Origin of the sequence: Streptomyces sp. TLI_053, from assembly GCF_900105395.1 — a bacterium.
In the GTDB taxonomy this organism is placed as follows: Bacteria; Actinomycetota; Actinomycetes; order Streptomycetales; family Streptomycetaceae; genus Kitasatospora.
This window is the reverse complement of record NZ_LT629775.1, coordinates 7340167-7362922: the sequence shown is the minus strand read 5'-3', so window position 1 is coordinate 7362922 and position 22756 is coordinate 7340167. Positions and strand designations below refer to the sequence as shown.

The 22756-nt window shown below is 73.1% G+C and carries 21 protein-coding genes, 1 pseudogene and 1 riboswitch; of the genes and pseudogenes, 2 read left to right on the top strand and 20 right to left on the bottom strand.

Annotated elements, in window-relative coordinates:
* Nucleotides 1–25: 25 nt before the first annotated feature.
* Together BLU95_RS30860 and pyrR are read right to left on the bottom strand one after the other, a co-directional pair.
* The gene (locus tag BLU95_RS30860; protein ID WP_093862859.1) at nt 26–1003 is read right to left on the bottom strand and encodes an aspartate carbamoyltransferase catalytic subunit; all 978 of its coding nucleotides are present in this window, start codon (nt 1001–1003) and stop codon (nt 26–28) included.
* 5 nt (nt 1004–1008) lie between these two features.
* Nucleotides 1009–1632: a bifunctional pyr operon transcriptional regulator/uracil phosphoribosyltransferase PyrR gene (pyrR, locus tag BLU95_RS30855; RefSeq protein WP_093862858.1), complete on the bottom strand. Its 624-nt coding sequence runs from the start codon at nt 1630–1632 to the stop codon at nt 1009–1011.
* Nucleotides 1633–1962: 330 nt separating this feature from the next.
* Here pyrR and bldD point away from each other — a divergent pair, with 330 nt between their 5' ends.
* Entirely contained in the window at nt 1963–2466 is a 504-nt protein-coding gene (gene bldD / locus BLU95_RS30850; RefSeq protein ID WP_030300254.1) for a transcriptional regulator BldD, read from the top strand.
* A 202-nt stretch (nt 2467–2668) separates the two neighbouring features.
* On the opposite strand, the gene BLU95_RS30845 is transcribed toward bldD, so the two are convergent.
* The 6 genes from BLU95_RS30845 to nicT form a co-directional block, all read right to left on the bottom strand.
* Nucleotides 2669–3589 (bottom strand): DUF8829 domain-containing protein, encoded by a 921-nt coding sequence (locus tag BLU95_RS30845; protein ID WP_093862857.1) that lies wholly within the window; start codon nt 3587–3589, stop codon nt 2669–2671.
* Nucleotides 3590–3924: 335 nt separating this feature from the next.
* Complete coding sequence (locus BLU95_RS30840; protein ID WP_093862856.1) at nt 3925–4764, bottom strand: thioesterase family protein; 840 nt, start codon at nt 4762–4764, stop codon at nt 3925–3927.
* A 159-nt stretch (nt 4765–4923) separates the two neighbouring features.
* Nucleotides 4924–5361, bottom strand: coding sequence for a transcription antitermination factor NusB (gene nusB, locus BLU95_RS30835; RefSeq protein ID WP_093862855.1), 438 nt, complete (start codon nt 5359–5361; stop codon nt 4924–4926).
* Between the two features lie 4 nt (nt 5362–5365).
* Complete coding sequence (gene efp, locus BLU95_RS30830) at nt 5366–5929, bottom strand: elongation factor P (protein ID WP_093862854.1); 564 nt, start codon at nt 5927–5929, stop codon at nt 5366–5368.
* 65 nt (nt 5930–5994) lie between these two features.
* The gene (locus tag BLU95_RS30825) at nt 5995–7101 is read right to left on the bottom strand and encodes a M24 family metallopeptidase (protein WP_093862853.1); all 1107 of its coding nucleotides are present in this window, start codon (nt 7099–7101) and stop codon (nt 5995–5997) included.
* Nucleotides 7102–7167: 66 nt separating this feature from the next.
* On the bottom strand, nt 7168–8337 hold the full coding sequence (nicT, locus tag BLU95_RS30820) for a Nickel transporter NicT (RefSeq protein WP_093862852.1): 1170 nt from the start codon (nt 8335–8337) through the stop codon (nt 7168–7170).
* Between the two features lie 32 nt (nt 8338–8369).
* Nucleotides 8370–8562: riboswitch (cobalamin riboswitch) on the bottom strand.
* An 83-nt stretch (nt 8563–8645) separates the two neighbouring features.
* On the opposite strand from nicT, the pseudogene BLU95_RS30815 reads away from it, so the two are divergent.
* Nucleotides 8646–8981 (top strand): annotated as a pseudogene (locus BLU95_RS30815) (ArsR/SmtB family transcription factor); the annotation flags it as partial.
* 181 nt (nt 8982–9162) lie between these two features.
* Here the strand turns inward: BLU95_RS30815 and BLU95_RS30810 are convergent.
* From BLU95_RS30810 to BLU95_RS43445, 12 genes are all read right to left on the bottom strand, one after another.
* Nucleotides 9163–9996, bottom strand: a complete 834-nt coding sequence (locus tag BLU95_RS30810; RefSeq protein ID WP_093862850.1) for an Fpg/Nei family DNA glycosylase — start codon at nt 9994–9996, stop codon at nt 9163–9165.
* Between the two features lie 83 nt (nt 9997–10079).
* Entirely contained in the window at nt 10080–10955 is an 876-nt protein-coding gene (locus BLU95_RS30805; RefSeq protein ID WP_093862849.1) for an AAA family ATPase, read from the bottom strand.
* 230 nt (nt 10956–11185) lie between these two features.
* Complete coding sequence (gene aroQ, locus BLU95_RS30800; RefSeq protein WP_030396059.1) at nt 11186–11614, bottom strand: type II 3-dehydroquinate dehydratase; 429 nt, start codon at nt 11612–11614, stop codon at nt 11186–11188.
* A gap of 8 nt (nt 11615–11622) precedes the next feature.
* Complete coding sequence (gene aroB / locus BLU95_RS30795; RefSeq protein ID WP_093862848.1) at nt 11623–12714, bottom strand: 3-dehydroquinate synthase; 1092 nt, start codon at nt 12712–12714, stop codon at nt 11623–11625.
* Nucleotides 12707–13228, bottom strand: a complete 522-nt coding sequence (locus tag BLU95_RS30790) for a shikimate kinase (RefSeq protein WP_093862847.1) — start codon at nt 13226–13228, stop codon at nt 12707–12709. The genes aroB and BLU95_RS30790 overlap by 8 nt, the downstream gene beginning before the upstream one ends.
* On the bottom strand, nt 13225–14409 hold the full coding sequence (gene aroC / locus BLU95_RS30785) for a chorismate synthase (protein ID WP_079008809.1): 1185 nt from the start codon (nt 14407–14409) through the stop codon (nt 13225–13227). Before aroC ends, BLU95_RS30790 begins: the two co-directional genes overlap by 4 nt.
* 281 nt (nt 14410–14690) lie before the next feature.
* Nucleotides 14691–15521 (bottom strand): shikimate dehydrogenase, encoded by an 831-nt coding sequence (locus BLU95_RS30780; RefSeq protein ID WP_093862846.1) that lies wholly within the window; start codon nt 15519–15521, stop codon nt 14691–14693.
* Nucleotides 15522–15555: 34 nt separating this feature from the next.
* The gene (gene mltG / locus BLU95_RS30775; RefSeq protein WP_093862845.1) at nt 15556–17595 is read right to left on the bottom strand and encodes an endolytic transglycosylase MltG; all 2040 of its coding nucleotides are present in this window, start codon (nt 17593–17595) and stop codon (nt 15556–15558) included.
* A gap of 156 nt (nt 17596–17751) precedes the next feature.
* Nucleotides 17752–19026 carry an endolytic transglycosylase MltG gene (mltG, locus tag BLU95_RS30770; protein ID WP_231977900.1) on the bottom strand — a complete coding sequence of 425 codons (1275 nt, stop codon included), beginning with the start codon at nt 19024–19026 and terminating at the stop codon, nt 17752–17754.
* 109 nt (nt 19027–19135) lie between these two features.
* Nucleotides 19136–19624, bottom strand: a complete 489-nt coding sequence (ruvX, locus tag BLU95_RS30765) for a Holliday junction resolvase RuvX (protein WP_093862844.1) — start codon at nt 19622–19624, stop codon at nt 19136–19138.
* Between the two features lie 16 nt (nt 19625–19640).
* Nucleotides 19641–22310 carry an alanine--tRNA ligase gene (alaS, locus tag BLU95_RS30760; protein WP_093862843.1) on the bottom strand — a complete coding sequence of 890 codons (2670 nt, stop codon included), beginning with the start codon at nt 22308–22310 and terminating at the stop codon, nt 19641–19643.
* Nucleotides 22310–22753 (bottom strand): DUF6167 family protein, encoded by a 444-nt coding sequence (locus tag BLU95_RS43445; RefSeq protein ID WP_197698634.1) that lies wholly within the window; start codon nt 22751–22753, stop codon nt 22310–22312. The genes alaS and BLU95_RS43445 overlap by 1 nt, the downstream gene beginning before the upstream one ends.
* Nucleotides 22754–22756 lie beyond the last annotated feature (3 nt).

Below are 22756 nucleotides of genomic sequence, written 5' to 3'. Positions count from 1 at the left end.
GTGTTGGTTCGCTCGCTTCGCTCGTTCACTGGGCGGTCTCGCCGGATTCGGTACGGGGGGCGTCGGCGAGGGTGGCTCCGCCGAGCAGCAGGTAGAGCACGGCCATCCGGACGGAGACGCCGTTGGCGACCTGCTCGACCACGGTGCAGCGCGGCGAGTCGGCGACCTCGGCGGTGATCTCCATGCCGCGGACCATCGGGCCGGGGTGCATGACGATGGCGTGCTCGGGCAGCCGGGCCATCCGCGGGCCGTCCACGCCGTAGCGGCGGGTGTACTCGCGCTCGGTGGGGAAGAACGCGGCGTTCATCCGCTCGCGCTGGACCCGGAGCATCATCAGCGCGTCGGTCTTCGGGAGCACGCTCTCCAGGTCGTAGCTGACCTCGCAGGGCCAGTTCTCGATCCCGATCGGCAGCAGGGTCGGCGGGGCGACGAAGGTCACCTGGGCGCCGAGCGTGGTGAGCAGGTGGACGTTCGAGCGGGCCACCCGGCTGTGCAGGATGTCGCCGACGATGGTCACCCGCCGCCCGGCGAGGTCGTTGCCCGACCCCGGGTTGAGGTGGCGGCGCATGGTGAAGGCGTCGAGCAGGGCCTGGGTGGGGTGCTCGTGGGTGCCGTCACCGGCGTTGATGACGCTGCCGTGCAGCCAGTCGGACTGGGCCAGCCGGGCCGGCGCGCCGGAGGCGTGGTGCCGGACGACGACCGCGTCGGCGCCCATCGCCTGGAGGGTCAGGGCGGTGTCCTTGAGGCTCTCGCCCTTGGAGACCGAGGAGCCCTTGGCGGAGAAGTTGATGACGTCCGCGGAGAGCCGCTTCTCGGCGACCTCGAAGGAGGTCTTGGTGCGGGTCGAGTCCTCGAAGAAGAGGTTGACGACGGTGCGGCCGCGGAGGGTGGGGAGCTTCTTGACCGCCCGGCCGGACAGCTGGGCGAGTTCCTCGGCGGTGTCCAGGACGAGCAGCGCGTCGTCGCGGCTGAGATCGGCGGCGGACACGAGGTGGCGCTTCACGCGGGTTACTCCGGGAGGTGCGGTTCGGTGGCCTGAGCGGCCAGGGCCTGGGAGGAGCGCGCGGCGAAGTCGCGGTCGCCGACGAGCACGGCGTCCACGCCGTCGCGGTCGGACAGGCGCACCTGGACGGCCTCGCGCAGCGACGTGGGGAGGTTCTTGCCCACGTAGTCGGCGCGGATCGGCAGCTCGCGGTGGCCGCGGTCGACGAGCACGGCGAGCTGGACCGCGCGCGGGCGGCCGATGTCGTTCAGGGCGTCGAGCGCGGCGCGGATGGTGCGGCCGGAGAAGAGCACGTCGTCGACGAGGACGACCAGCCGGCCGTCGATGCCGCCGGGCGGGATCTCGGTGTGCTCCAGGGCGCGGGCGGGCTTCAGCCGCAGATCGTCCCGGTACATCGTGATGTCCAGGGTGCCGAGCGGGATGTCCTGGCCGGTGATCTGGGCGAGCCTGGCGTGCAGCCGCCGGGCGAGGTGGACACCCCTGGTGTGGATGCCCAGCAGCACGACGTCCTCGGCGCCCTTGGCGCGCTCGACGATCTCGTGCGCTATCCGGGTGATGACCCGGGCGATGTCCGTGCCGTCCAGCACTTGGTGCGGCGGCCTCGGTGCGGATTCCTGGTGTGCGGTCATGCCGAAGCGGACCTCCTTCCCCGCCTCACGGGACGGGTCTTAAAGGATGTCGGGAGACCCCCGCCGACCTGCGGCGCGGGCTCCGGTCATCCTACCAGCGTGATTCTGCGGCCAACCGACGGCCATCGTTCCGCTTCCCCTGGTTCACGTGCCGGACGCACCCCTGATGCGGCCCATTCGCACGACTGCCCCATTCGGCTTGACGCAACTACCTCACTCTACGTAACCTCACAGTGAGTTACGAGACGGACGTCGAACCCACCGGTAACGGCGTCGGCAATCGCCCGTGACCCACCACTGAACGCGAAGCAATCTCGTCCGGGGAGATCAATGTCCAGCGACTACGCGAAGCAGCTCGGAGGCAAGCTCCGAGCCATCCGCACCCAGCAGGGGCTCTCCCTGCACGGTGTCGAGGAGAAGTCCCAGGGGCGCTGGAAGGCAGTCGTCGTCGGCTCGTACGAGCGTGGCGACCGTGCGGTCACCGTGCAGCGGCTGGCCGAACTGGCGGAGTTCTACGGGGTCCCGGTGCAGGAGCTGCTGCCCGGCGGCACGCCCGGCGGCGCGGCCGAGCCGCCGCCGCGCCTGGTCCTCGACCTGGAGAGACTGACCCAGGTCCCGTCCGAGAAGGCCGGCCCGCTGCAGCGCTACGCGGCGACCATCCAGAGCCAGCGCGGCGACTACAACGGCAAGGTGCTGTCGATCCGCCAGGACGACCTGCGCACCCTGGCCGTGATCTACGACCAGTCGCCGTCGATCCTCACCGAGCAGCTCATCTCCTGGGGCGTGCTCAACCCCGACGCGCGCCGTGCGGTGCGCGAGGAGGAGACGGGCTGAGTCCCGGCCCCTCGGTCCCCGGCTCCCCGGTCCGCGGCTCCTCGGCCGGCGGCCCACGCACCGGGAGCGGACCGCACCAGCAGAAACGTCACGGCGCGGCACCCCGCACAGGGTGCCGCGCCGCGGCGTTCCCGGGCGGGCGCCGACGCCCGCGAGCGGCCGCCGGGGCGCCCGTCCCGCGTTCAGCGGGCCGTCCCCGCGTTCAGCAGACCGTCTCCAGCCGGTAGCCCGGCTCGGCCGCCACGCCGTCCAGCCGCACCGGGCCGGACGCGGGCGTCCACACCCGCCCCTCGCTGGCCCAGGCCCAGGCGGTCGGCCGGTACTCCCCGCAGGCCGCCGCCGAGCCCTGCGCGCCGTGCAGCACCGCGAGGCCGGGCAGCCCCCGGGCCAGCCCGGCGCAGAGCACCGCGCAGAGCAGCTCGAGGTCCTCGTCGTTGATCCGGACCACGCCGTCCTCCCACTGGAGCACCCGGGCCGCCGCGGTCAGCCGCCCGCCGGGCGCGTCCACCGACAGCCGCAGCTCGTAGACACCGCTGCCGGCTCCCAGCAGCATCCGGCGGAACACCTCGGCGCCCTGCTCGTAGGCGCCGCGCACGGCGTCGTCGCGCTCGCCGTGGAGGCGGCCGTCGAGCAGCAGATCGGCGTGCCGCAGGGTCAGCCCGTTCTCCCGGGCGCGCACCAGCCGGGGCAGGAAGTCGCCGACCAGCTCCTCGCCCTGATAGGTCAACAGCTGGGTGCGCAGCGGCGGGTTGACCAGGTAGCGCTCGCGGGCGACCGGCTCGGCCGGGTCGAGGCCGTGCAGCAGACAGAACTCGGCGAAGTCCTGCGGGTGGAACATCCGCGCCCGGACGGTGTCGAACCGCCGCCGGGCGTCGGCGAGCAGCTCGGCGGTGTCGGCCAGGTACCGCTCGTGGTCCGGGGCGTCCGACAGCCCCCAGGCGCGGGCCTCCTCGAAGTCCGCCGCGCTGGTGAGCACCCCGATCACGAAGGCCTGACCGGCGCCCTCGGACCGCTGCCGCTCGCACCCCTCGGCCCGGTCGGCGGCGACGCGCGGACGGACCCGGGGACGGTGGCCGGCGGCGGTGCAGTCGGGGGTGCGGCGGGCGCGGCCGTTGCGGCTCATCGGGGCTCCTCGGGCGGGGCGGGCGGGGCGGCGGCGGGTGGACCGCCGACCTTGTCCTCCCCCGCCCCGCGTGGCGCACACGTACGACGTGTCACAGGACTGTAACCGAGGGTGAATCGGATGTTTGGAGTCACGCACGGTTGTGCGCCCGAGCGGTCGCGCCCCGCGCGTCCGCCCCGCGCGAGGCGCCGTCGTCACACCCCGTGCCCACCCGCTCACACCGTTTCGGCCATTCCCGCCCGCGCACGCCCGTGAACGAGCGCCCCCACCGGTAAGAGGGCGCCCCCTCCGCAAGCGGGCGCCCTCTCCCGGAAACCCCGCGCCGCAAGCGGCGACTATCTGGGCACGCGCGCCAACTGCCGGGACTGCGCGACCAGTCGGCCGGTCTCGTCCCAGACCTCGGCGTCCTCCTCGAAGTAGCCGCCCGCGAGGTTGCGGGTCGCGTGCACGACCCGCAGCCAGCCCGGCGCGGGCCTGGCCCGCAGATGCACCGTCAGCTCCACGGTCGGCGCCCAGCCCGGCATCCCGAGGTCGAAGGTGACCGGCGGCAGCGCGTCGGCGACCAGCAGGAGCAGCAGCGGGTCGGGCTCGCGGCCGTCGGCGAGCCGGAACCAGCCCTGGATCCGGCCGGTGCCGGACGGCTGCCCGAGCGCCCAGCCGATGGTCGCCGGATCGAGCCGCATGTCGAACCGCTCCAGCAGCGCGGCCTGCGCGATCAGCTCCTTGGGCGCGTGCTCGACGCCGATGCACTGGTCCGGCGGCGGCAGCTGCGGCGGGGTGGCACTGGTCCGCACCTCGCCGTCGTGGGTGGCGAGGTCGCCGTGGGTGGCGAGCACCCGCAGCCGTTCCACGCCGTCCTGGCTGAGTGCGGCGGTGCCGGTGGACAACGTGCGACCGGTGCGGACGACGTCGGTGCGCACGGTGGCCGGTCCGGGGGTGGCGGCGGAGAGGTAGTAGCCGCTGATCGACACCGGGTCGGTGTGGCCGGCGCTCTCCGGGCGGGCCGAGTGCGCGAGCGAGAGCGCGTGGCCGGCGACGGCCAGCAGCAGTCCGCCGTTGACGCCGCCGCCGATCTGCCAGCCGGCGCCGAGGTCGCCGTCGTAGCGGCCGGGCTCGTCCGGGTGCGGGGTGAGGGCGATGCCCTGATCGAACTCGCTGCGGATCGCCGTGGTCATGGGGGGTGGCCTGCCCTTCACTGCGGGGTCGCCGGCGGGCGTGGGCCGCCGGAGCACCAGGTTACTGGCGAGTAGGGCCACCATACGCCGAACGGGTGAACACGCCGAACGGCCGCCGGACCGTTTCCGGTCCGACGGCCGTCGGTGCGGGTGCGCGCCTCAGCGGCGGATGCTCGGCTTGAGCTCCATGAAGCGGGCCAGCAGACCGTTGACGAACGCCGGGGAGTCGTCGGTGGAGTACTCCTTGGCGATCTCCACCGCCTCGTCGACGACGACCGCGTCCGGGACGCCGTCCTCCCAGATGAGCTCGTAGGCGCCGAGCCGCAGGACGTTGCGGTCCGCGATCGGCATCCGGTCGAGCGTCCAGCCGACGGCGTACTGCGAGATCAGCTCATCGATCCGGCGGGCGTACTGGACGTACCCCTCCACCAGTTCCATGGTGTACTCGGCGACCTGCGGGGTGCCCTCGTCCGGCTTGGGCTCCCGGGCCCGGGCCACCCAGTCGGCGAGGACCGTCAGCGGGTCGACCCCGCGGTGGTCGGCCTCGAACAGGATCTGGAAGGCTCGCGTGCGGGCCTTGGTGCGTGCGGACGACACGGACTTACTTCACCCGGCCGAGGTAGCTGCCGTCGCGGGTGTCGACCTTGACCTTCTCGCCGGTGGTGATGAAGAGCGGCACCTGGATCTCGGCGCCGGTCTCCAGGGTGGCCGGCTTGGTGCCACCGGTGGAGCGGTCGCCCTGGACACCCGGCTCGGTCTCGGCGATGACGAGCTCGACCGCGGCCGGGAGCTCGATGTAGAGGACCGCGCCCTCGTTGGTCGCGACCAGGGCCTCGAAGCCCTCCAGCAGGTACTTGGCGGCGTCGCCGACGACGACCGGCTCGATGGTCAGCTGGTCGTAGGTGTCCATGTCCATGAACACGAAGTTCTCGCCGTCCTTGTACGAGAACTGCATGCCGCGCTTGTCGACGTTGGCGGTCTCGACCTTGGTGCCCGCGTTGAAGGTCTTGTCGACGACCTTGCCCGTCAGGACCTCCTTGAGCTTGGTGCGCACGAAGGCCGGACCCTTGCCGGGCTTGACGTGCTGGAACTCGACGACGGACCAGAGCTTGCCGCCCTCCAGCTTGAGGACCATGCCGTTCTTGAGATCGTTCGTGGAAGCCACGGGCGCACTTACTCCTGGATATAGCTGTCAAGGAACCAAGGAACGCGTCCTGTGCCGCGGGAGCGTCACAGCGCGAGGAGCTCCTTGGTGGTGATGGTGAGCAGCTCGGGACCGCCCTCCTCAAGGGGGCGGACGACGAGCGTGTCCTCGATCCGGACCCCGCCGCGTCCCGGGAGGTGGACCCCCGGGCCGACGGTGACCGGCACGCGGCTGTCCAGTTTACCCATGTCCGCGGGACCGAGACGCGGTGCCTCCCGGATCTCCAGCCCGATACCGTGGCCGACCGGGTGCGGAGAGGTCTCCGTGTGCCCGGCGGACTGCAGGATCTCCCGCGCCGCCTGGTCCGGCACGTGCTGCTCGACCCCCGGGCCGAGCGCCTCCCGGCCGGCCCGCTGGGCCCGGAACACCAGCCGGTGCAGCTCCACCTGCCAGGGGGCCGGGGCCGCGCCGATCACGAAGGTCCGGGCGGTCGAGACCCCGTAGCCCCGGTACCGGGCGCCGAGCACCACGGTCAGGAAATCGCCCTCCTCGACCCGGCGGTCGGTGGGCTGGTGCGCCTGCTGCCCGGAGTGGCTGCCGGTGCCCACCGAGACCGGGAACGCCGCGCGGTCCGCGCCGTGGTCGATCATCCGGCGCTCCAGCTCCATCGCCAGGTGCCGCTCGGTCCGGCCGACCAGGATCGACTCCAGCAGCTCGCCGAGCGCCTGGTCGGCGATCTCCGCCGCGATCCGCAGATCGGCGATCTCGTACTCGTCCTTGACCACCCGCAGCCGCTCGACCGCCTGTCCGACGTCCGCCAGCCGGGTGCCCTCGACCAGCCCGGCCACGGCCCGGTGCCGGGTGACCGTCAGATCGTGCTCCTCGACCGCCAGCCCGGCCAGCCGCAGCCCCGCCGCGGCGCCCGCCGCGGCCAGCGCGGTGTCCGCCCCGGCCGCCACCTCCAGCCTGGTCACCTCGGGCGAGATCAGGTGCTCCCCGGTGTCGTCCGGCGGCAGGTCGTCGGGCAGCGCCAGCAGCGCCCGGTCCCGGGTCAGCAACAGGGTCGCCCCGCACGGCGGACACCCGGTGAGGTACCGCACGTTCGCCGCCCGGGTGATCAGCGCCGCGTCGGTCCCGGACGCACTGCAGTGCTCCCGCAACCGCTCCCGCCGGCCCGCGTACGCATCAGCCATGGGTCGAGCCTACGAACCCCGCCCCCGATCCGCCCGCCGAACGCCCCCACCCGGGCCCGGGCCGGACTACTCGGCGCCGCCGGTGGGGGCGGGGGTGGCGGGGGCCGGGTCGGCGGTGGCGGGGGCGGGGGTGGCGGGAGTGGCCCACTTCTGCTCGACGCCGGCGAGGCGCCAGTAGGCGATGGCGGCGGCCCAGACGGCGACGAACAGGCCGACGATGGCGTAGCCGACGTTGTCCAGGGTGATGTCCGCGATCCAGCCGGTCACCGGGTCGGTGAGGTCGAACTTCTCGTGCAGGACGCCGACGAGTTCGATGGTCCCGATGATGAACGCCACCGCGATGGACAGCCCGGTGATGGTCAGGTTGTAGTACACCTTGCGCACCGGGTTGGAGAACGCCCACTGGTAGGCGAAGTTCATGAAGGTGCCGTCCAGGGTGTCGAACAGGCTCATCCCGGCCGCGAACAGCAGCGGCAGGCAGACGATCGCGTACCAGGGCAGGCCGGACGCCGCGCCGGAGCCCGCCATCACCATCAGGGTGACCTCGGTCGCGGTGTCGAAGCCCAGGCCGAGCACCATGCCGACCGGGAACATCTGGCCGGGGCGGGTGATCGAGCGGGTCGCCCGGTTCAGCACCCGGGCCAGCAGGCCGCGCGAGTTGAGGTGGTCCTCCAGCTCCGCCTCGTCGAACCGGCCCTCCCGCATCGAGCGGAAGACCTTGAGGATGCCGAACAGCGCGGCCAGGTTGAGCGCGCCGATCAGGTAGAGGAAGGCACCGGAGGCCGAGGTGCCGACCACGCCCAGCCACTGGTGGGTGCTGGACTCGTCGTCCATCAGGGTGCTGGCCAGCTGCGCGCCGCCCGCCACCAGGGCGGCCATCAGCACCACCATCGAGGAGTGCCCGAGCGCGAACCAGAAGCCGACCGAGACCGGCCGCTTGCCGTCCGCCATCAGCTTCCGGGTGGTGTTGTCGATCACCGCGATGTGGTCGGCGTCGAAGGCGTGCCGCATGCCGAGGGTGTACGCGGTGATCCCCAGGCCCACCCCGAAGACCTGCGTGCCCACCTCGTACTTCTCCGGCGCGACCAGGAAGATCAGCGTTCCGAAGGCCACCACGTGCATGGCCAGGATCACGCCCATCAGGCCGGCGGTCCGCACGGTGTCCTCCCGCCGCCATCGGAAGGTGGGCAGGGCGGTGGGCGCCGCCGGGGCGGCGACGGTTTCGGGCAGGGTCATCCTGGGATCACGCTCCAGCACCTCGTGGAAACACTTCGTGAGATGCCGCGGCCGGTCTCCTGGCTGACGGGGCTCCCGTACCCGCCTTCCCGGACGCGCGAGGCGCCCAGTGGCGACGTGGGTACGGACACTTCCCCCCGATCACAGTGGCGAGGGCCGCTCCGGACTGGAACCCCTGAGGGTCCGTCACCGGTCTTCCCGAGCACCACGGCGGGCAACACCGTAGGGGGCGGGCGACGACCCTTGCAAGGCTGCGCACCTGCGCAGGTGTCCAGGATCACAGCGTCCGGCCTGCGAGAATGGCCCGTATGCATCTCGTTCCGGCCGACCGCGCGGGCCACCGCACCATCGACGGGCACCGGGTCTGCGAGGCCATCGCGGCGATCGGCGACACCGCCCACGTCCGCTCCTGGGCCGAGCGGTTCTCGCTGCTCGCCGACCCGGGCCGCCTCGCCCTGCTGCTGGCGCTGCACCGCACCGGGCCGCTCGCCGTCAGCGACCTGGCGGTCGCCACCGGCATGCGCGACCCCGCCGTGTCCCAGGCCCTGCGGCTGCTGCGGACGGCGGGGGCGGTGATCGGCGAGAAGGAGGGACGCGTCGTGCGCTACCGGCTCGTGGACGCGGACCTGCGCCCCCTGCTGGACGCGTGCGCCGTCGACACTCCCGAGCGGCACACGCACCACGAGCCCCATGAGCCCCACAAGCAGCACGAGCAGCACGAGCGTTCCGGGCACCACGGCCGGCACGAGCACGACGAGCACGACGCGGCCACCGGCTGACCCCGGCCGACCGGCGGCCCGGTCTACGGACCGGTCGACGGACCGGTCAGCGGACCGGGACGCCCGCCGGCTGGCAGGAGGGGCACCAGAACAGATTGCGGGAGGCGTGCTCCTCCGCCCGGACCTCGGTGGCGCAGACCAGGCACGGCATCCCGGCCCGCCGGTAGACGTACACCTCGCCGCCGTGGTCGTCGACCCGCGGCGGGCGGCCCATCGCCTCGGGGGTGTGCTCGGGGCGCACGGTGTCGATGCGGCCCGCGCCGACGCCCTCGCGCATCAGCGCGACCAGGTCGGCCCAGATCGCGTCCCACTCGGCCCGGAGCAGCTCGCGCCCCGCCCGGTGCGGATCGATGCCGTGCCGGAACAGCACCTCGGCGCGGTAGACGTTCCCCACCCCGGCCAGCACCTTCTGGTCCAGCAGCAGGGCCGCGACCGTCGTCCTGCTGCTCGTCATCCGCCGCCAGGCGGCGTCCGGGTCGGCGTCGGCGCGCAGCGGGTCGGGGCCGAGCCGGGCCGCCACCGCGGCCTTCTCGGCGCCGGTGATCAGCTCGCAGGTGTTGGGGCCGCGCAGATCGGCGACGTGCTCGTCGTTCTCCAGCCGCAACCGGACCAGGCCGACGGGGGGCGGCACCGGTCCGTCGCCGATCGCGGCGAAGGTGAAGCCGCCGTACAGGCCGAGGTGGATGTGCACCCAGGCGTCCTCGCCGAAGCCGAGGAACAGGTGCTTGCCGACCGCCTCGGCGGCCTCCAGCTCCCGCCCGTCGATCAGCTCGGCGGCGTCCGCGAACCGCCCCTGGGGGCTGCTGGCACGGACCGCCCGGCCACCGAAGGCACGGTGGTTCTCGGCGGCGAGGCGGTGGATGATGTGGCCTTCCGGCACGGGCGCGGCTCCCCCGGTGGAACGTTCAGGACCCGTCCATCATCGCAGTCGGCACCGACAGACCCGCCGGGTGCGCGGGCCCCTCAGCGGACCGGGATGCCCATCAGCCGGGCCAGGATCACCCGGTCGAGCTCGGCGGCGGTGGCGGCCACGTCGAGGTGGGAGTTGTCGATGATCGGCAGCCCGGAGTTGTACCAGCCGGCCATCCGGCCGTGGATCCGCGCCACCTCCTCGTCGCCGAGCCGTCGGTTCCCGCTGCGCCGGGCGTTGCGGTGGAGCACCGAGTCGAGGCTCGGCAGCAGCACCACCGGGATCATGCCGGGTCCGATGTGCCGCTTCCAGCCGCCGAGGCCGATCGCCGGGCGGTCGGGGAAGACCGCGTCGTCGATGATGCAGGAGATACCGTTGGCGAGGTAGTTGCGGCAGGCGAAGCCACAGGTCCGGCGGGCCAGCCGGTACTGCGCCTCGGAGGCGTTGTTCCAGCCGGACTGCGGGTTGGCGAAGCCGGACTGCACCCACTCCCGGACGTCGTCGAGGCTGATGTGCGCGGTCGGGCTGGGACGGCGCTCGGCCCAGTGCCGCGCGACGGTGGTCTTGCCGGCGCCGGCGGGGCCGATCAGCAGCACCGCGATCGGGCCGGCGGGGGCGTGCTGCTGCGGTGGCCTGGCGGGCAGCTGGACGGGCGCGCCGGAGGGCAGCAGGAAGTGCCCGGTGGACCCGGCGGGCACCGGGGCGGGCGCGGGCGGCGAGGCCGGAGCCGGGGCGGGCGCCGGCGCCGGGGCCGGCACCGGTCCGGGCGGAGGCGACGGCAGCACCGGCAGCGGAACGGTCGGCGGCCCCGAGGAGTCCGTCGAGGCGCCCACCGGCAGGGGCGCCGGAACAGGCACCGGTACCGGTACCGGAACCGGCAGAGGCGCCGGAACAGCCGCCGGAACAGGCAACGGCAACGGAACGACCATCGGAGCAGGCACCGTCCCGGCCGCCACCGGATACCCCGGCACCGGCGGGGCGACGGGACGTGGGGGGACGGATCCACCCCCGGCGTACTGCGTCACGGCACCTCCCGACTTCCTTCAGCGGGACACTACACGGCGGTGCGGCGGTGGACACAGCCCACCGCCGCACCACCGCCGCACCACCAACCGCACCACCGCCGCACCGGGCCGGTCACCCGACGGGCGCCCCGGCGTCAGCCCGCGGCGAGCTGCTCGGCCAGCGCCCGCAGGGCCAGCTCGTACGAGCCGATCCCGAACCCGGCGATCGTGCCGGAGGCCACCGCGGCGATCACCGAGGTGTGCCGGAAGGTCTCCCGGGCGTACGGGTTGGAGATGTGCACCTCGACCAGCGGCGCGGTGCGCTGCGCGGCCGCGTCCCGCATCGCGTACGAGTAGTGGGTGAACGCGCCCGGGTTGATCACCACCGGCACCCGGCCGTCGGCGGCCTCGTGCAGCCACTCCACCATCTGCTGCTCGGAGTTGGTCTCGTGCACCTCGACCTCGAAGCCGAACTCCTTGCCGAGCGCGGTGCAGCGCTCGACCAGCCCGGCGTACGAGGTGGCACCGTAGACGTCGGGCTCGCGGCTGCCCAGCCGGCCCAGGTTGGGACCGTTGAGCACCATCACCCTGGTCACCCGGACACCTCCGCGTAGGCGGCGACCAGCAGCGACGGGTCGGGGCCCTCCAGCACGGAGGTCTTGCCGAGGCCGTCCAGCACGATGAAGCGGATCAGGTCGCCGCGCGACTTCTTGTCGATCTTCATCGCGTCCAGCAGCTTCGGCCAGGCGTCCGCCCGGTAGGTCAGCGGCAGACCGACCGAGGCCAGCACCGAGCGGTGCCGGTCGGCCGTGGCGTCGTCCAGCCGGCCCGCCAGGCGGCCCAGCTCGGCGGCGTACACCATGCCGATCGAGATCGCCGCGCCGTGCCGCCACTTGTAGCGCTCGTTGCGCTCGATGGCGTGGCCCAGGGTGTGGCCGTAGTTGAGGATCTCGCGCTGCCCGGACTCCTTGAGGTCCCCGGAGACCACGTCGGCCTTGACCTGGATCGCGCGGCGGATCAGCTCGACGGTGTGCGGCCCGGCCGGGGTCCTGGCTCCCTCGGGATCGGCCTCGATCAGGTCGAGGATGACCGGGTCGGCGATGAAGCCGCACTTGACGACCTCGGCGAGCCCGGAGACGTAGTCGTGCTTGGGCACGGTCTCCAGGGTGTCGAGGTCGGCCAGCACGCCCACCGGCGGGTGGAAGGCGCCGACCATGTTCTTGCCCTCGGCGATGTTGATGCCGGTCTTGCCGCCGACCGCCGCGTCGACCATGCCGAGCAACGTGGTGGGCATGGAGATCCAGCGCACCCCGCGCAGCCAGGTGGCGGCGACGAAGCCCGCCAGGTCGGTGGTGGCACCGCCACCGAGACCGACGACGACGTCGCTGCGGGTGAAGCCGGTCTGGCCGAGCACCGACCAGCAGTACGCGGCCACCTCGGCGCTCTTCGCCTCCTCGGCGTTCGGCACCTGCAGCGCGATCGCGTCGTAGCCCTCGCCGGCCAGGTCCTCGCGGATCGCGTCGGCGGTGGCGGACAGCGCCTCCGGGTGGATGATCGCGACCCGCTTGGCCCTGGCGCCGATCAGCGGGGACAGCTCACCGAGCAGCTGGTGCCCGATCAGCACGTCGTACGGGTCGTGGCCGGCGCTGCCGCCGACGTGGATCCTGACGGTGGTGTCAGTCATGGGGGGTCTTCAGCTCCAGTGCTTCCAGTACGGCGTCCGCGACCTGCTCGGGGGTGCGGCCGGCGGTGTCGACGACGGCGGTGGCCACCTCCAGGTAGAGGGGGCGGCGGGCCTCCATCAGCTCGCGCCAGCGGGCCCGCGGGTTGACGGCCAGCAGCGGGCGCGGGGCGTCCAGGCCGACCCGCTTGACCGCGTCGGCGAGCGGGACCTCCAGGAACACCACCGGCAGGTCGCGCAGCAGCTCACGGGTCGGCCCGGCCATCACCGCGCCGCCGCCGAGCGCCAGCACCCCGGCGTGGGTCCCGGCCGCGGCGCGCACGGCCGCCTGCTCCAGCTCGCGGAAGTGCGGCTCGCCCTCGTCCACGAAGATGTCCGGGATGGGCTTGCCGGCCCGCTCCTCGACATCGGCGTCGGTGTCCCGGAAGCCCACGCCGAGGCGCTCGGCGACGACCCGCCCGACGGTGGACTTGCCACTGCCGGGCGGGCCGACCAGCACGAGGACCGGAGTGGTCATCGGACGATCAGGTTGTCGAGGTAGCTCCGCACGTTGCGCCGGGTCTCCGACACGTGGTCGCCACCGAACTTCTCGTTCACCGCGTCCGCGAGCACCAGGGCCACCATCGCCTCGGCGACGATGCCGGCCGCCGGCACCGCGCAGACGTCGGAACGCTGGTGGTGCGCCTTGGCGGGCTCGCCGGTGCGCACGTCCACGGTGCGCAGCGCGCGCGGGACGGTCGCGATCGGCTTCATCGCGGCGCGGACCCGCAGCAGCTCGCCGGTGGACAGACCGCCCTCGGTGCCGCCGGAGCGGCCGGAGACGCGCTTGGCGCCGTCGGGGCCCGGCACGATCTCGTCGTGCGCCTGCGAGCCGGGGACGCGGGCGAGGTCGAAGCCGTCGCCGACCTCGACGCCCTTGATCGCCTGGATGCCCATCAGCGCGGCGGCCAGCCGGGCGTCCAGGCGGCGGTCCCAGTGCACGTGCGAGCCGAGGCCGACCGGCACGCCGTAGGCGAGGACCTCGACGACGCCGCCGAGCGTGTCGCCGTCCTTGTGGGCCTGGTCGATCTCGGCGACCATCGCCTTCGACGCGTCGGCGTCCAGGCAGCGCACCGGGTCGGCGTCCAGCTTCGCCTCGTCGGAGGGCAGCGGCAGCACACCGGCCGGGGCCTTGGCGGCGGCCAGCTCGACCACGTGGCTGACGATCTCGATGCCGCAGGTCTCCTTGAGGTAGGAGCGGGCGACGGCGCCGAGCGCGACCCGGGCGGCGGTCTCCCGGGCGCTGGCGCGCTCCAGGATCGGGCGGGCCTCGTCGATCGAGTACTTCTGCATACCGGCCAGGTCCGCGTGACCGGGACGCGGGCGGGTCAGCGCCTCGTTGCGGCCGAGACCGGCCAGCACCTCGGGGTCGACCGGGTCGGCCGACATGACCTGCTCCCACTTCGGCCACTCGGTGTTGCCGACCATGACGGCCACCGGGCTGCCCATGGTGAGCCCGTGCCGGACGCCGCCGAGGAAGGTCACCTCGTCCTGCTCGAACTTCATCCGTGCGCCGCGACCGTAACCGAGCCGGCGGCGCGCCAGGGCGTCGGCCACCACCGCGGTGGTGACCGGTACACCGGCCGGCAGGCCCTCCAGCGTCGCGACGAGTGCGGGGCCGTGCGACTCCCCCGCCGTCAGCCAGCGCAACGTACCCAACGGAGCTCCTTCATCAGCGGACCGGTGCGGGGCTGCCGCACCCGTCCGGGCGTGCCTTCTCTGCCCGAATCCTTTCATGCCGGACGACCGACCGGACCTGGAGTCCGATCACCGGACATCATTCGGCCGACCGGCGGACGCGAATGGCCGGTCACCGCGGGGCCGACGGCCCGCCGGCGGGACACCGCCGCACCCCGGGCACGAAGGGCGCACGGTACGGGCACGGCGGGCGCACCGCGGAAGCACACCGTCCGTGCACCACCCCACGGCGCGGGCGGCGGTCAGCCCGCCGCGAGCGCCGCCTCGCCGGCCGCGCGGACCGCCGCCAGCGGACCGGGAGTGCGCCCGGTGAAGAGCTCGCTCTGCAGCACCGCCTGGTGCACCAGCAGGTCGAGGCCGCCCAGCACGGTCGCCCCGCGGTCCGCGCAGGCGGCCGCCAGCGCGGTCGGCCACGGGTGGTACAGCACGTCGAAGAGCGCGCCCGGCCCGGCGGTCAGCCCCTCGGCGAAGGCGTCGGTCGCCCCGGCCGGGGTGGTGGCCACCGTGAGCGGGTGCTCCAGCGCCCCGGCACCGCGCTCCCAGTCGGCGGTGCGCACCGCCACGCCGAGCCGTTCGCCCAGCGCGGCCATCTCCCGGGCCCGCTCGGGGGTGCGGACGTAGACGGTCACCTCGCGGGCGCCGAGCCGGGCCAGCGCGGCCAGCGCCGAGGAGGCGGTCGCCCCGGCGCCGAGCACCGCCGCCGCCGGCACCTCGGTGATGCCGCGTTCGCGCAGCGCGTTGACCAGGCCGGGCACGTCCGTGTTGTGGCCCTCGCGCCGGCCGTCGGCGGTGAACACCAGGGTGTTCACCGCGTCGACCGTCCGGGCGGTGTCGCTGACCTCGTCGAGCAGCGGGATCACCGCCCGCTTGAGCGGCATGGTCAGCGAGCAGCCGGTCCACTCGGCCTCGTCCAGCCCGGCGACGAAGCCGGGCAGGCCGGCCTCGTCGACCTCGAACCGGTCGTAGCGCCAGCCGTCCAGTCCGAGCGCCGCGAAGGCGGCCCGGTGCAGGGCGGGCGAGAGCGAGTGGGCGATCGGCGAGCCGAGGACGGCCGCCCGGTGCTTGCTGGTCACGCTGGTCACTTCCTCCGCCGCCTGCCGGCGGTCGTCACTTGGTGGTGCAGTGGACCGAGGCCGCGTCGAACTTCTGCCCCGCCGCCAGGCAGTAGGACTCGACGTTCTTGGCGTGCTCCGCGTCCGTCTCCGCGAAGAGGGTCTGGGTCGGCGACATCGCGATGAAGTACAGCCACTTGCCGTCCGCCGGGTTCAGCGTGGCCTTCAGCGCAGCGTCGCCCGGGTTGGAGATCGGGGTCGGCGGCAGGCCGGCGTTGTAGTAGGTGTTGTACTTGTTGGACGCGTCGTTGATGTCCTTCTTGTCCAGCGTCTTGCGGCCCAGCGCGTACTGCAGCGTGGTGTCCATGCCGAGCTTGCCGTTGACCTTGCCCTTGTCCGCCAGGCGGTTCTGGATGGTCCGGGCCATCTTGGCGAAGTCCTCGGGGTTGTTGCCCTCGGCCTGCAGGATGCTGGCCTCGATGACCACCTCGTAGCCGGTCTTCAGCCCGATCTTGGACGCCTCCGCGTCCAGGCTCGCGTAGCGGTCGACGGCGTTCTTCACCATCTGCTTGAGCAGTTCCTCGGGCTTCATGCCGTCGGTGATCGAGTAGCGCGTCGGCCAGAGGAAGCCCTCGATGTTGCCGTTGGCGTAGGGCGGGAGGCCGAGCGTGGCCACCTGCTCCTTGGCGACGGCCGCGGTGGTGCCCTTGGCCAGCTTCAGCTTGTCGTCGATCTTGACGTAGGTGGCCGCGGCGGTCAGGCCCTCCTGGACGATCAGCTTCTCACCGCCGTTGGCGTCCACCAGGAACTGCACCGCGCCGTCGGCGGACATCTCCGTCGGCATGCTGTAGGTGCCGGGCTGGATGGTGGAGCACTTGACGTTCTTCTCGCAGGCCTTGCTGAAGGCGTCGACGCTCTTGACCACACCGGCCTGCTTCAGCGCCAGGCCCATCTGGCTGCCCGCCGCGCCCTGCTTGATCTCGACCTTCACCGAGCCGGTGCCCGGGCCCGGGAAGTCCGGCGGCGGGCCGAAGTGGTCCTTGTAGAAGCCGTAGCCCCACCAGCCGGCGCCGCCCATGATGCCGAGCAGGACCAGTGCGACGACCAGGCAGGCGCCACCGTTGCGCCGGCCCGACTTCTTGCCGTTCTCCTTGCGCTTCTTCTTGGCCTCGCGGGACTGGTCCTCCTCGCCGAGGAAGCCGCTCCCGTCCTCGTCGGAACCGTCGCCGCGGTACTCGTCCTCGGCGTACTCGCCCTCCTGGCCGTCCCACTCGTCCTCGGCGTGCCCGGCCTCCTCGCCGGCGCCGACCGGGTCGGCCCCGGCCTCGAGCGCGGCGGCCTCCGCCTCCCAGTCGATGCCGTCCGGCCCGGGGCCCGCGGGCCGCGCCGCGGCCGGCTGCTTCTGCTCAGCCGGCGCGCCCCGGCCGGGGCCGCCCGGCGCACCCTGCTGCGGCATCTGCTGCGGAGGCACGCCCTGCTGGGGCTGCTGCGGCATCGGCTGTGGGGCGCCCTGCTGGGGCATCTGCTGCTGGCCCGTGCCCTGCTGGGGGTAACCCTGCTGACCGCCGCCGTACTGCTGCTGCCCCTGGCCACCCTGCTGCTGCGGATAGCCCTGCTGACCCATCCCCTGCTGGCCCATCCCCTGCTGGGGGTAGCCCTGCTGACCGCCGCCGTACTGCTGCTGCTGCCCCTGAACGCCCTGCTGCTGCGGATAGCCCTGCTGACCCATCCCCTGCTGCGGGTAACCCTGCTGACCGCCCATGCCCTGCTGGCCCATCCCCTGCTGGGGATAGCCCTGCTGGCCCATGCCCTGCTGGGGGTAACCCTGCTGACCGCCCATACCCTGCTGCTGCGGATAGCCCTGCTGAGCGGCGCCGTACTGCTGCTGCCCCTGAACGCCCTGCTGCTGGGGATAGCCCTGCTGCCCCATGCCCTGGCCGCCGTCGCCGTACTGCTGCTGCTGCTGCTGCTGGGGATTCTGCTGCCACTGCCCGTCCTGCTGACCGGGGACCGGCTGCTGACCGCCGTACCCGGGGTCTCCCGGTTGCCACGGCTCGGAGCCCTGGGGGCCGTAGCCCCGACCCAGATCGGTCATTGATCCCCTTATACCGACGGAGACGACCGGAGGATCGGCCCGGTCGCCCGGGACGGCGTCCCGGCTGCTTGTCGAACCGGCGTGCTAGCGCAACACCTGGACGGAGACGCTACCGTACCGCAGTCGACCGTCCGGCCGGGGCCGCAGCCGCTGCGCTCAGTGACCGCCCGCCCCCGGGGACGCCCCCGCCCCGGCGGAGGCCGACGCGGGCGCCGACCCGGAGCCCGTCCCCGACGCCGGGGCCGAGCCGGAGGCCGTGGCGGACGGGCTCGCGGCCCGGGTCGCGTTGAACTCGGCGACGTTCTTCTGCTGCACCTCGAAACTGTCGGTGAACCGGGTGTCCCCGGGCTTCACGGTCACGAAGTAGAGCCAGTCCCCCGGCGCCGGGTCCACCGCCGCCATGATCGCCTGCCGCCCCGGGTTGGAGATCGGGGTCGGCGGCAGCCCGGCGTGCTTGTAGGTGTTGTAGGGCGAGTCCAGCCGGGTGTCCGTGACGCTGGTGTTCAGCGTGGAGCGTCCGAGCGCGTAGTTGATGGTGGAGTCCAGCTGGAGCGGCATGTTCTTGGCCAGCCGGTTGTAGATCACCCGCGCGACCTTGGCCATGTCCTCCGAGTTGTCGGCCTCGCCCTGGACCATGCTGGCGATGGTCACCAGTCCGTACAGGCTCTGCCCGAGATTGGTCGCGACGACCTCCGCGTCGTCCCGGGCGAACTCCTTCCCCGCCCGGTCGACCATCTGCTTCAGCAGTTCGGCGGCGGTGGTGTCCTCGGTGACGCTGTAGGTCGCGGGGAACAGATAGCCCTCGGGGGTGCCGTTGGCGGTCTCCGGCAGGCCCAGCTCGGCGGCCTGGTCCTTGGCGGTCTGCTCGGTGGTGCCCTCGGCCAGCCGCAGCTTCTTGTCGATCGCCGCGTAGATCTGGCTGCCGCGCCAGCCCTCGGGGATGGTCAGACCGTTGGCGTTCGCCGGGTCGACCAGGACGGCGAGCGCCGCGGCCGCCGACATCCGCTGCCGCAGGGTGTACGTGCCCGGCTGGATCCGCCCGGCCGCCGCCGCACTGCCCTTCGCCGCCCGGGTGAAGGCCAGCGAGCTGGCCACCACGCCGTTGCGCACCAGGGCGGAGGCGATCTGGCTGAGGCCGGCCCCTTCGGGCACCGAGACCTGCACCGATCCGGAGCCGCCGCCCGCGAAGTCGGCGGCGGCCGGCGGCTTGCGCTGCCCCTGGATCCAGCTGAAGCCCGCCAGCCCGATCCCGCCGAACACGACCACCAGCGACAGCGCGGTCAACAGACAGGCCAGCCCGTTGCGCCGCCGGTGCGGGTCCGGCGGTTCGGGGCGCGGGGCGGGCGGGCCCGGCGGACGGCCCTCCGGTTCGATCACCGGCGCACCGAGGTGGCCGGGGCTCAGGCCGGGTGTGAGGTCCAGATCGGTCACGGCACGCCCCCTCGGCGGTCCGCACGGCGTGCGGCACGACGGCAATGGCAGAGGGGTCCGTGCGGACGCGTCCGCACGGACCCCTCACCGGGACGTTAGAGCAGGCCGGTCAGCCCGCCGCCTCGACGCTCTCACCGGGCGGGCGTCCGCTCACCCGTTCGGACTCAAGGGCGGTCTGCAGGATCACCACCGCGGCGGCCTGGTCGACCACCGAGCGGCCCTTCTTGGCCTTGACCCCCGAGGCGCGCAGCCCGTGGGTCGCGGTCACGGTCGACATCCGCTCGTCGACCAGCCGGACCGGGACCGGCCAGAGCCGGCCGGCCAGCCTGACCGCGTAGCCGCGGACCTTCTCCGCCGCCGGGCCCTCCTTGCCGCTGAGCGAGCGCGGCAGACCGACGACCACCTCGATCGCGCCGTACTCCTCGACGATCGCGGCGATCCTGGCCTGCGACTTCACTCCGGCGGGGACGGTCTCCACGGGGGTGGCGAGCACCCCGTCGGGGTCGCAGGACGCGACCCCGATCCGGGCGTCCCCGACGTCGACGGCGATCCGCCGCCCGCGCCGGAAGGGCTTCTCCTCGATCTGCTCGGTCTCCATCAGAACGCGGACCCCATCAGGAGGCGCGCTCCGCGACCAGACCGCGCACGGCGGCGACGGCCTTGTCGATCGCGGTCGCGTCGGTGCCGCCGCCCTGGGCGACGTCGTCCTTGCCGCCACCGCCGCCGCCGAGGGTCTTGGCCGCGGTGCGGACCAGCTCGCCGGCCTTGATGCCGCGGCCGCGGGCGTCCTCGTTGGTGGCGATCACGGTCAGCGGGCGGTCGTTCGCCACGGTGAAGGCGGCGACCACGGCCGGGCGCGAACCGAGGCGGCCGCGCACGTCCAGGACCAGCTTGCGCAGCTCGTCCGCGCCGGTGCCGTCGGCGACCCGGGCGGCCACCACGGCGATGCCGTGCACGTCCTCGGCCGAGTCGGCGAGACCCGCGGCGGCCGCGAGCACCTTCTCGGCGCGGAAGCGCTCGATCTCCTTCTCGGCGTCCTTGAGCTTGGCGAGCATGCCGGAGATCTTCTCCGGCAGCTCCTCCGGGCGGCCCTTGACCAGCTCGGTCAGCTGGGCGACCACGGTGTGCTCACGGGCCAGGAAGCGGTAGGCGTCGGCGCCGACCAGCGCCTCCACCCGGCGCACCCCGGAGCCGATCGAGGACTCGCCGAGCAGCTTCACCAGACCCAGCTGGGCGGTGTTGCCGACGTGGGTGCCGCCGCACAGCTCCTTGGAGAAGTCGCCGATGGTGACGACCCGGACCTCGTCGCCGTACTTCTCGCCGAACATCGCGATGGCGCCGGCCTTGCGGGCCTGGTCCATCGTCATGACCTCGGCGGTGACCTCCAGCTCGCGGGTCAGCACGTCGTTGATCTTCTGCTCGACGTCGGTCAGCACGCTGCCGGGCACGGCGGCGGGCGAGCCGAAGTCGAAGCGGAAGCGGCCCGGGGCGTTCTCCGAACCGGCCTGGGCGGCCGTCGGGCCGAGCGCGTCGCGCAGCGCCTGGTGGGTCAGGTGGGTGGCCGAGTGGGCCCGGGCGATCGCCCGGCGGCGGTCCACGTCGATGGTGGCGTAGGCCGAGGCGCCGAGCACGACCTCGCCGAACAGCACACCGCCGGAGTGCACGACCACGCCCGGCACCGGCTGCTGCACGTCGCGGATCTCCACGACCGCGCCGGAGTCCAGCCGGATCCGGCCGTGGTCGGCGAGCTGGCCGCCGCCCTCGGCGTAGAACGGGGTGCGGTCGAGGATGAGCTCGACCTCGTCGCCCTCGGAGGCGGCCGGCGCCGGGACGCCGTCCACCAGCAGGCCGACCACGGTGGCCTCGCCCTCGGTGAGGGTGTAGCCGGTGAAGACGCTGGCGCCGGACTTGTCGGCGACCTCGCGGTACGCGGCGACGTCGGCGTGGCCCATCTTCTTGGCCTTGGCGTCCGCCTTGGCGCGGTCCCGCTGCTCCTGCATGAGGCGGCGGAAGCCGGCCTCGTCGACCTGGAGGCCCTGCTCCTCGGCCATCTCCAGGGTCAGGTCGATCGGGAAGCCGTAGGTGTCGTGCAGCTTGAACGCCTGGTCGCCGGAGAGCACCGCGCCGCCGGACTGCTTGGTCTCGGTGACCGCGGCGTCGAGCAGGCTGGTGCCGGCCTTCAGGGTCTGCAGGAAGGCCGCCTCCTCGCCGACGACGACCGTCTCGATGCGCTTGCGGTCGGTCTCCAGCTCCGGGTACTGCGGGGCCATCGCCTGGATCGCGACATCGGTGAGGTCCTTGGCGACCACGCCGGTGGCGCCCAGCAGGCGCATGTTGCGGATGGCGCGGCGCAGGATGCGGCGCAGCACGTAGCCGCGGCCCTCGTTGCCGGGGGTGACGCCGTCGCCGATCAGCATCAGCGCGGTGCGGATGTGGTCGGTGACCACGCGCAGCGAGACGTCCGACCTGTGGTCCGCGCCGTAGGTGTGGCCGGTCAGCTCGGCGGCCCGGTCCAGGATCATCCGGCTGGTGTCGATCTCGAAGAGGTTGTCGACGCCCTGCAGGATGGCGGCCAGACGCTCCAGGCCGAGGCCGGTGTCGATGTTCTTGCTCGGCAGGTCGCCGAGGATCTCGAAACCGTCCTTGCCGTCGCCGTGGCCGCGCTCGTACTGCATGAAGACCAGGTTCCAGATCTCCAGGTAGCGCTCGCCGTTGACGGCCGGGCCGCCCTCCTCGCCGTAGGCGGGGCCGCGGTCGTAGTTGATCTCCGAGCACGGGCCGCACGGGCCGGGGACGCCCATCGACCAGAAGTTGTCCTTCATGCCCAGGCGCTGGATCCGCTCCGACGGGACGCCGATGACGTCACGCCAGATCTGCTCGGCCTCGTCGTCGTCCTTGTAGACGGTGATCCAGAGCTTCTCCTTCTCCAGGCCGTAGCCACCGTCCGCGACGGGAGTGGTGAGCAGCTCCCAGGCGAACTTGATGGCTCCTTCCTTGAAGTAGTCGCCGAAGGAGAAGTTGCCGCACATCTGGAAGAAGGAGCCGTGCCGGGTGGTCTTCCCGACCTCCTCGATGTCCAGGGTGCGCACACACTTCTGGACGCTGGTGGCGCGCGAGAACTGCGGCTTGACCTCGCCCAGGAAGTACGGCTTGAACGGCACCATGCCGGCGTTGACCAGCAGCAGGGTGGGGTCGTCGGCGACCAGGGACGCCGACGGAACGACGGTGTGGCCGCGCTCCTCGAAGAAGCGCAGCCAGCGGCGGCGGATCTCTGCCGACTCCATTAGTGGTCCTTCCGGTTCGTACCGCCCCGCGGCGGAATCGCGCGCCGGGGCGTTCTCTCGATGGCTTGGGGGGTGGTGCCGGCGCCGTCGGACGAGGCGCGGGCACGGCTGGGCGGAGGCAGGGCGGCGGCCGGGCTACCGGGCGCCGCCGAGATAGCTCGGTACTGGGGCTCACCGCGGAGCACCCCACTGCGACGGCGCGGCTCGACGACGGCGGTGCCGTCCAGGCCGAGGTCCTCGCGCAACTGCTCCTCGCGCTCGGTCATGCCGGTCCGGACGTCCTGGGCGAACTGCTTGGCCAGGTCGCCCAGGTGCAGCGCACCGCGCGCGGCGGTGCCGGACAGGCTGTCCGGGGTGAGCCGGTGCACGGCCTCGTTGGCCTTGTTCATGGCCCAGACGGTGGCACCGGCGCCGACCGCCATCCAGAAGACGCGTCGCACCATGCC

Excerpts from the sequence above, each read along its gene's own strand:
- BLU95_RS30825 (WP_093862853.1), bottom strand. The coding sequence starts at position 7,101 with ATGGCTGATGCGTACGCGGGCCGGCGGGAGCGGTTGCGGGAGCACTGC.
- mltG (WP_093862845.1), bottom strand. The coding sequence starts at position 17,595 with ATGACCGATCTGGGTCGGGGCTACGGCCCCCAGGGCTCCGAGCCGTGG.
- BLU95_RS30790 (WP_093862847.1), bottom strand. The coding sequence starts at position 13,228 with ATGACCACTCCGGTCCTCGTGCTGGTCGGCCCGCCCGGCAGTGGCAAG.
- bldD (WP_030300254.1), top strand. The coding sequence starts at position 1,963 with ATGTCCAGCGACTACGCGAAGCAGCTCGGAGGCAAGCTCCGAGCCATC.
- BLU95_RS30845 (WP_093862857.1), bottom strand. The coding sequence starts at position 3,589 with ATGAGCCGCAACGGCCGCGCCCGCCGCACCCCCGACTGCACCGCCGCC.
- alaS (WP_093862843.1), bottom strand. The coding sequence starts at position 22,310 with ATGGAGTCGGCAGAGATCCGCCGCCGCTGGCTGCGCTTCTTCGAGGAG.
- nicT (WP_093862852.1), bottom strand. The coding sequence starts at position 8,337 with ATGACCCTGCCCGAAACCGTCGCCGCCCCGGCGGCGCCCACCGCCCTG.
- aroQ (WP_030396059.1), bottom strand. The coding sequence starts at position 11,614 with ATGGTGCTCAACGGTCCCAACCTGGGCCGGCTGGGCAGCCGCGAGCCC.
- ruvX (WP_093862844.1), bottom strand. The coding sequence starts at position 19,624 with ATGGAGACCGAGCAGATCGAGGAGAAGCCCTTCCGGCGCGGGCGGCGG.
- BLU95_RS43445 (WP_197698634.1), bottom strand. The coding sequence starts at position 22,753 with ATGGTGCGACGCGTCTTCTGGATGGCGGTCGGCGCCGGTGCCACCGTC.
- BLU95_RS30840 (WP_093862856.1), bottom strand. The coding sequence starts at position 4,764 with ATGACCACGGCGATCCGCAGCGAGTTCGATCAGGGCATCGCCCTCACC.
- BLU95_RS30805 (WP_093862849.1), bottom strand. The coding sequence starts at position 10,955 with ATGGTCGTTCCGTTGCCGTTGCCTGTTCCGGCGGCTGTTCCGGCGCCT.
- aroB (WP_093862848.1), bottom strand. The coding sequence starts at position 12,714 with ATGACTGACACCACCGTCAGGATCCACGTCGGCGGCAGCGCCGGCCAC.
- pyrR (WP_093862858.1), bottom strand. The coding sequence starts at position 1,632 with ATGACCGCACACCAGGAATCCGCACCGAGGCCGCCGCACCAAGTGCTG.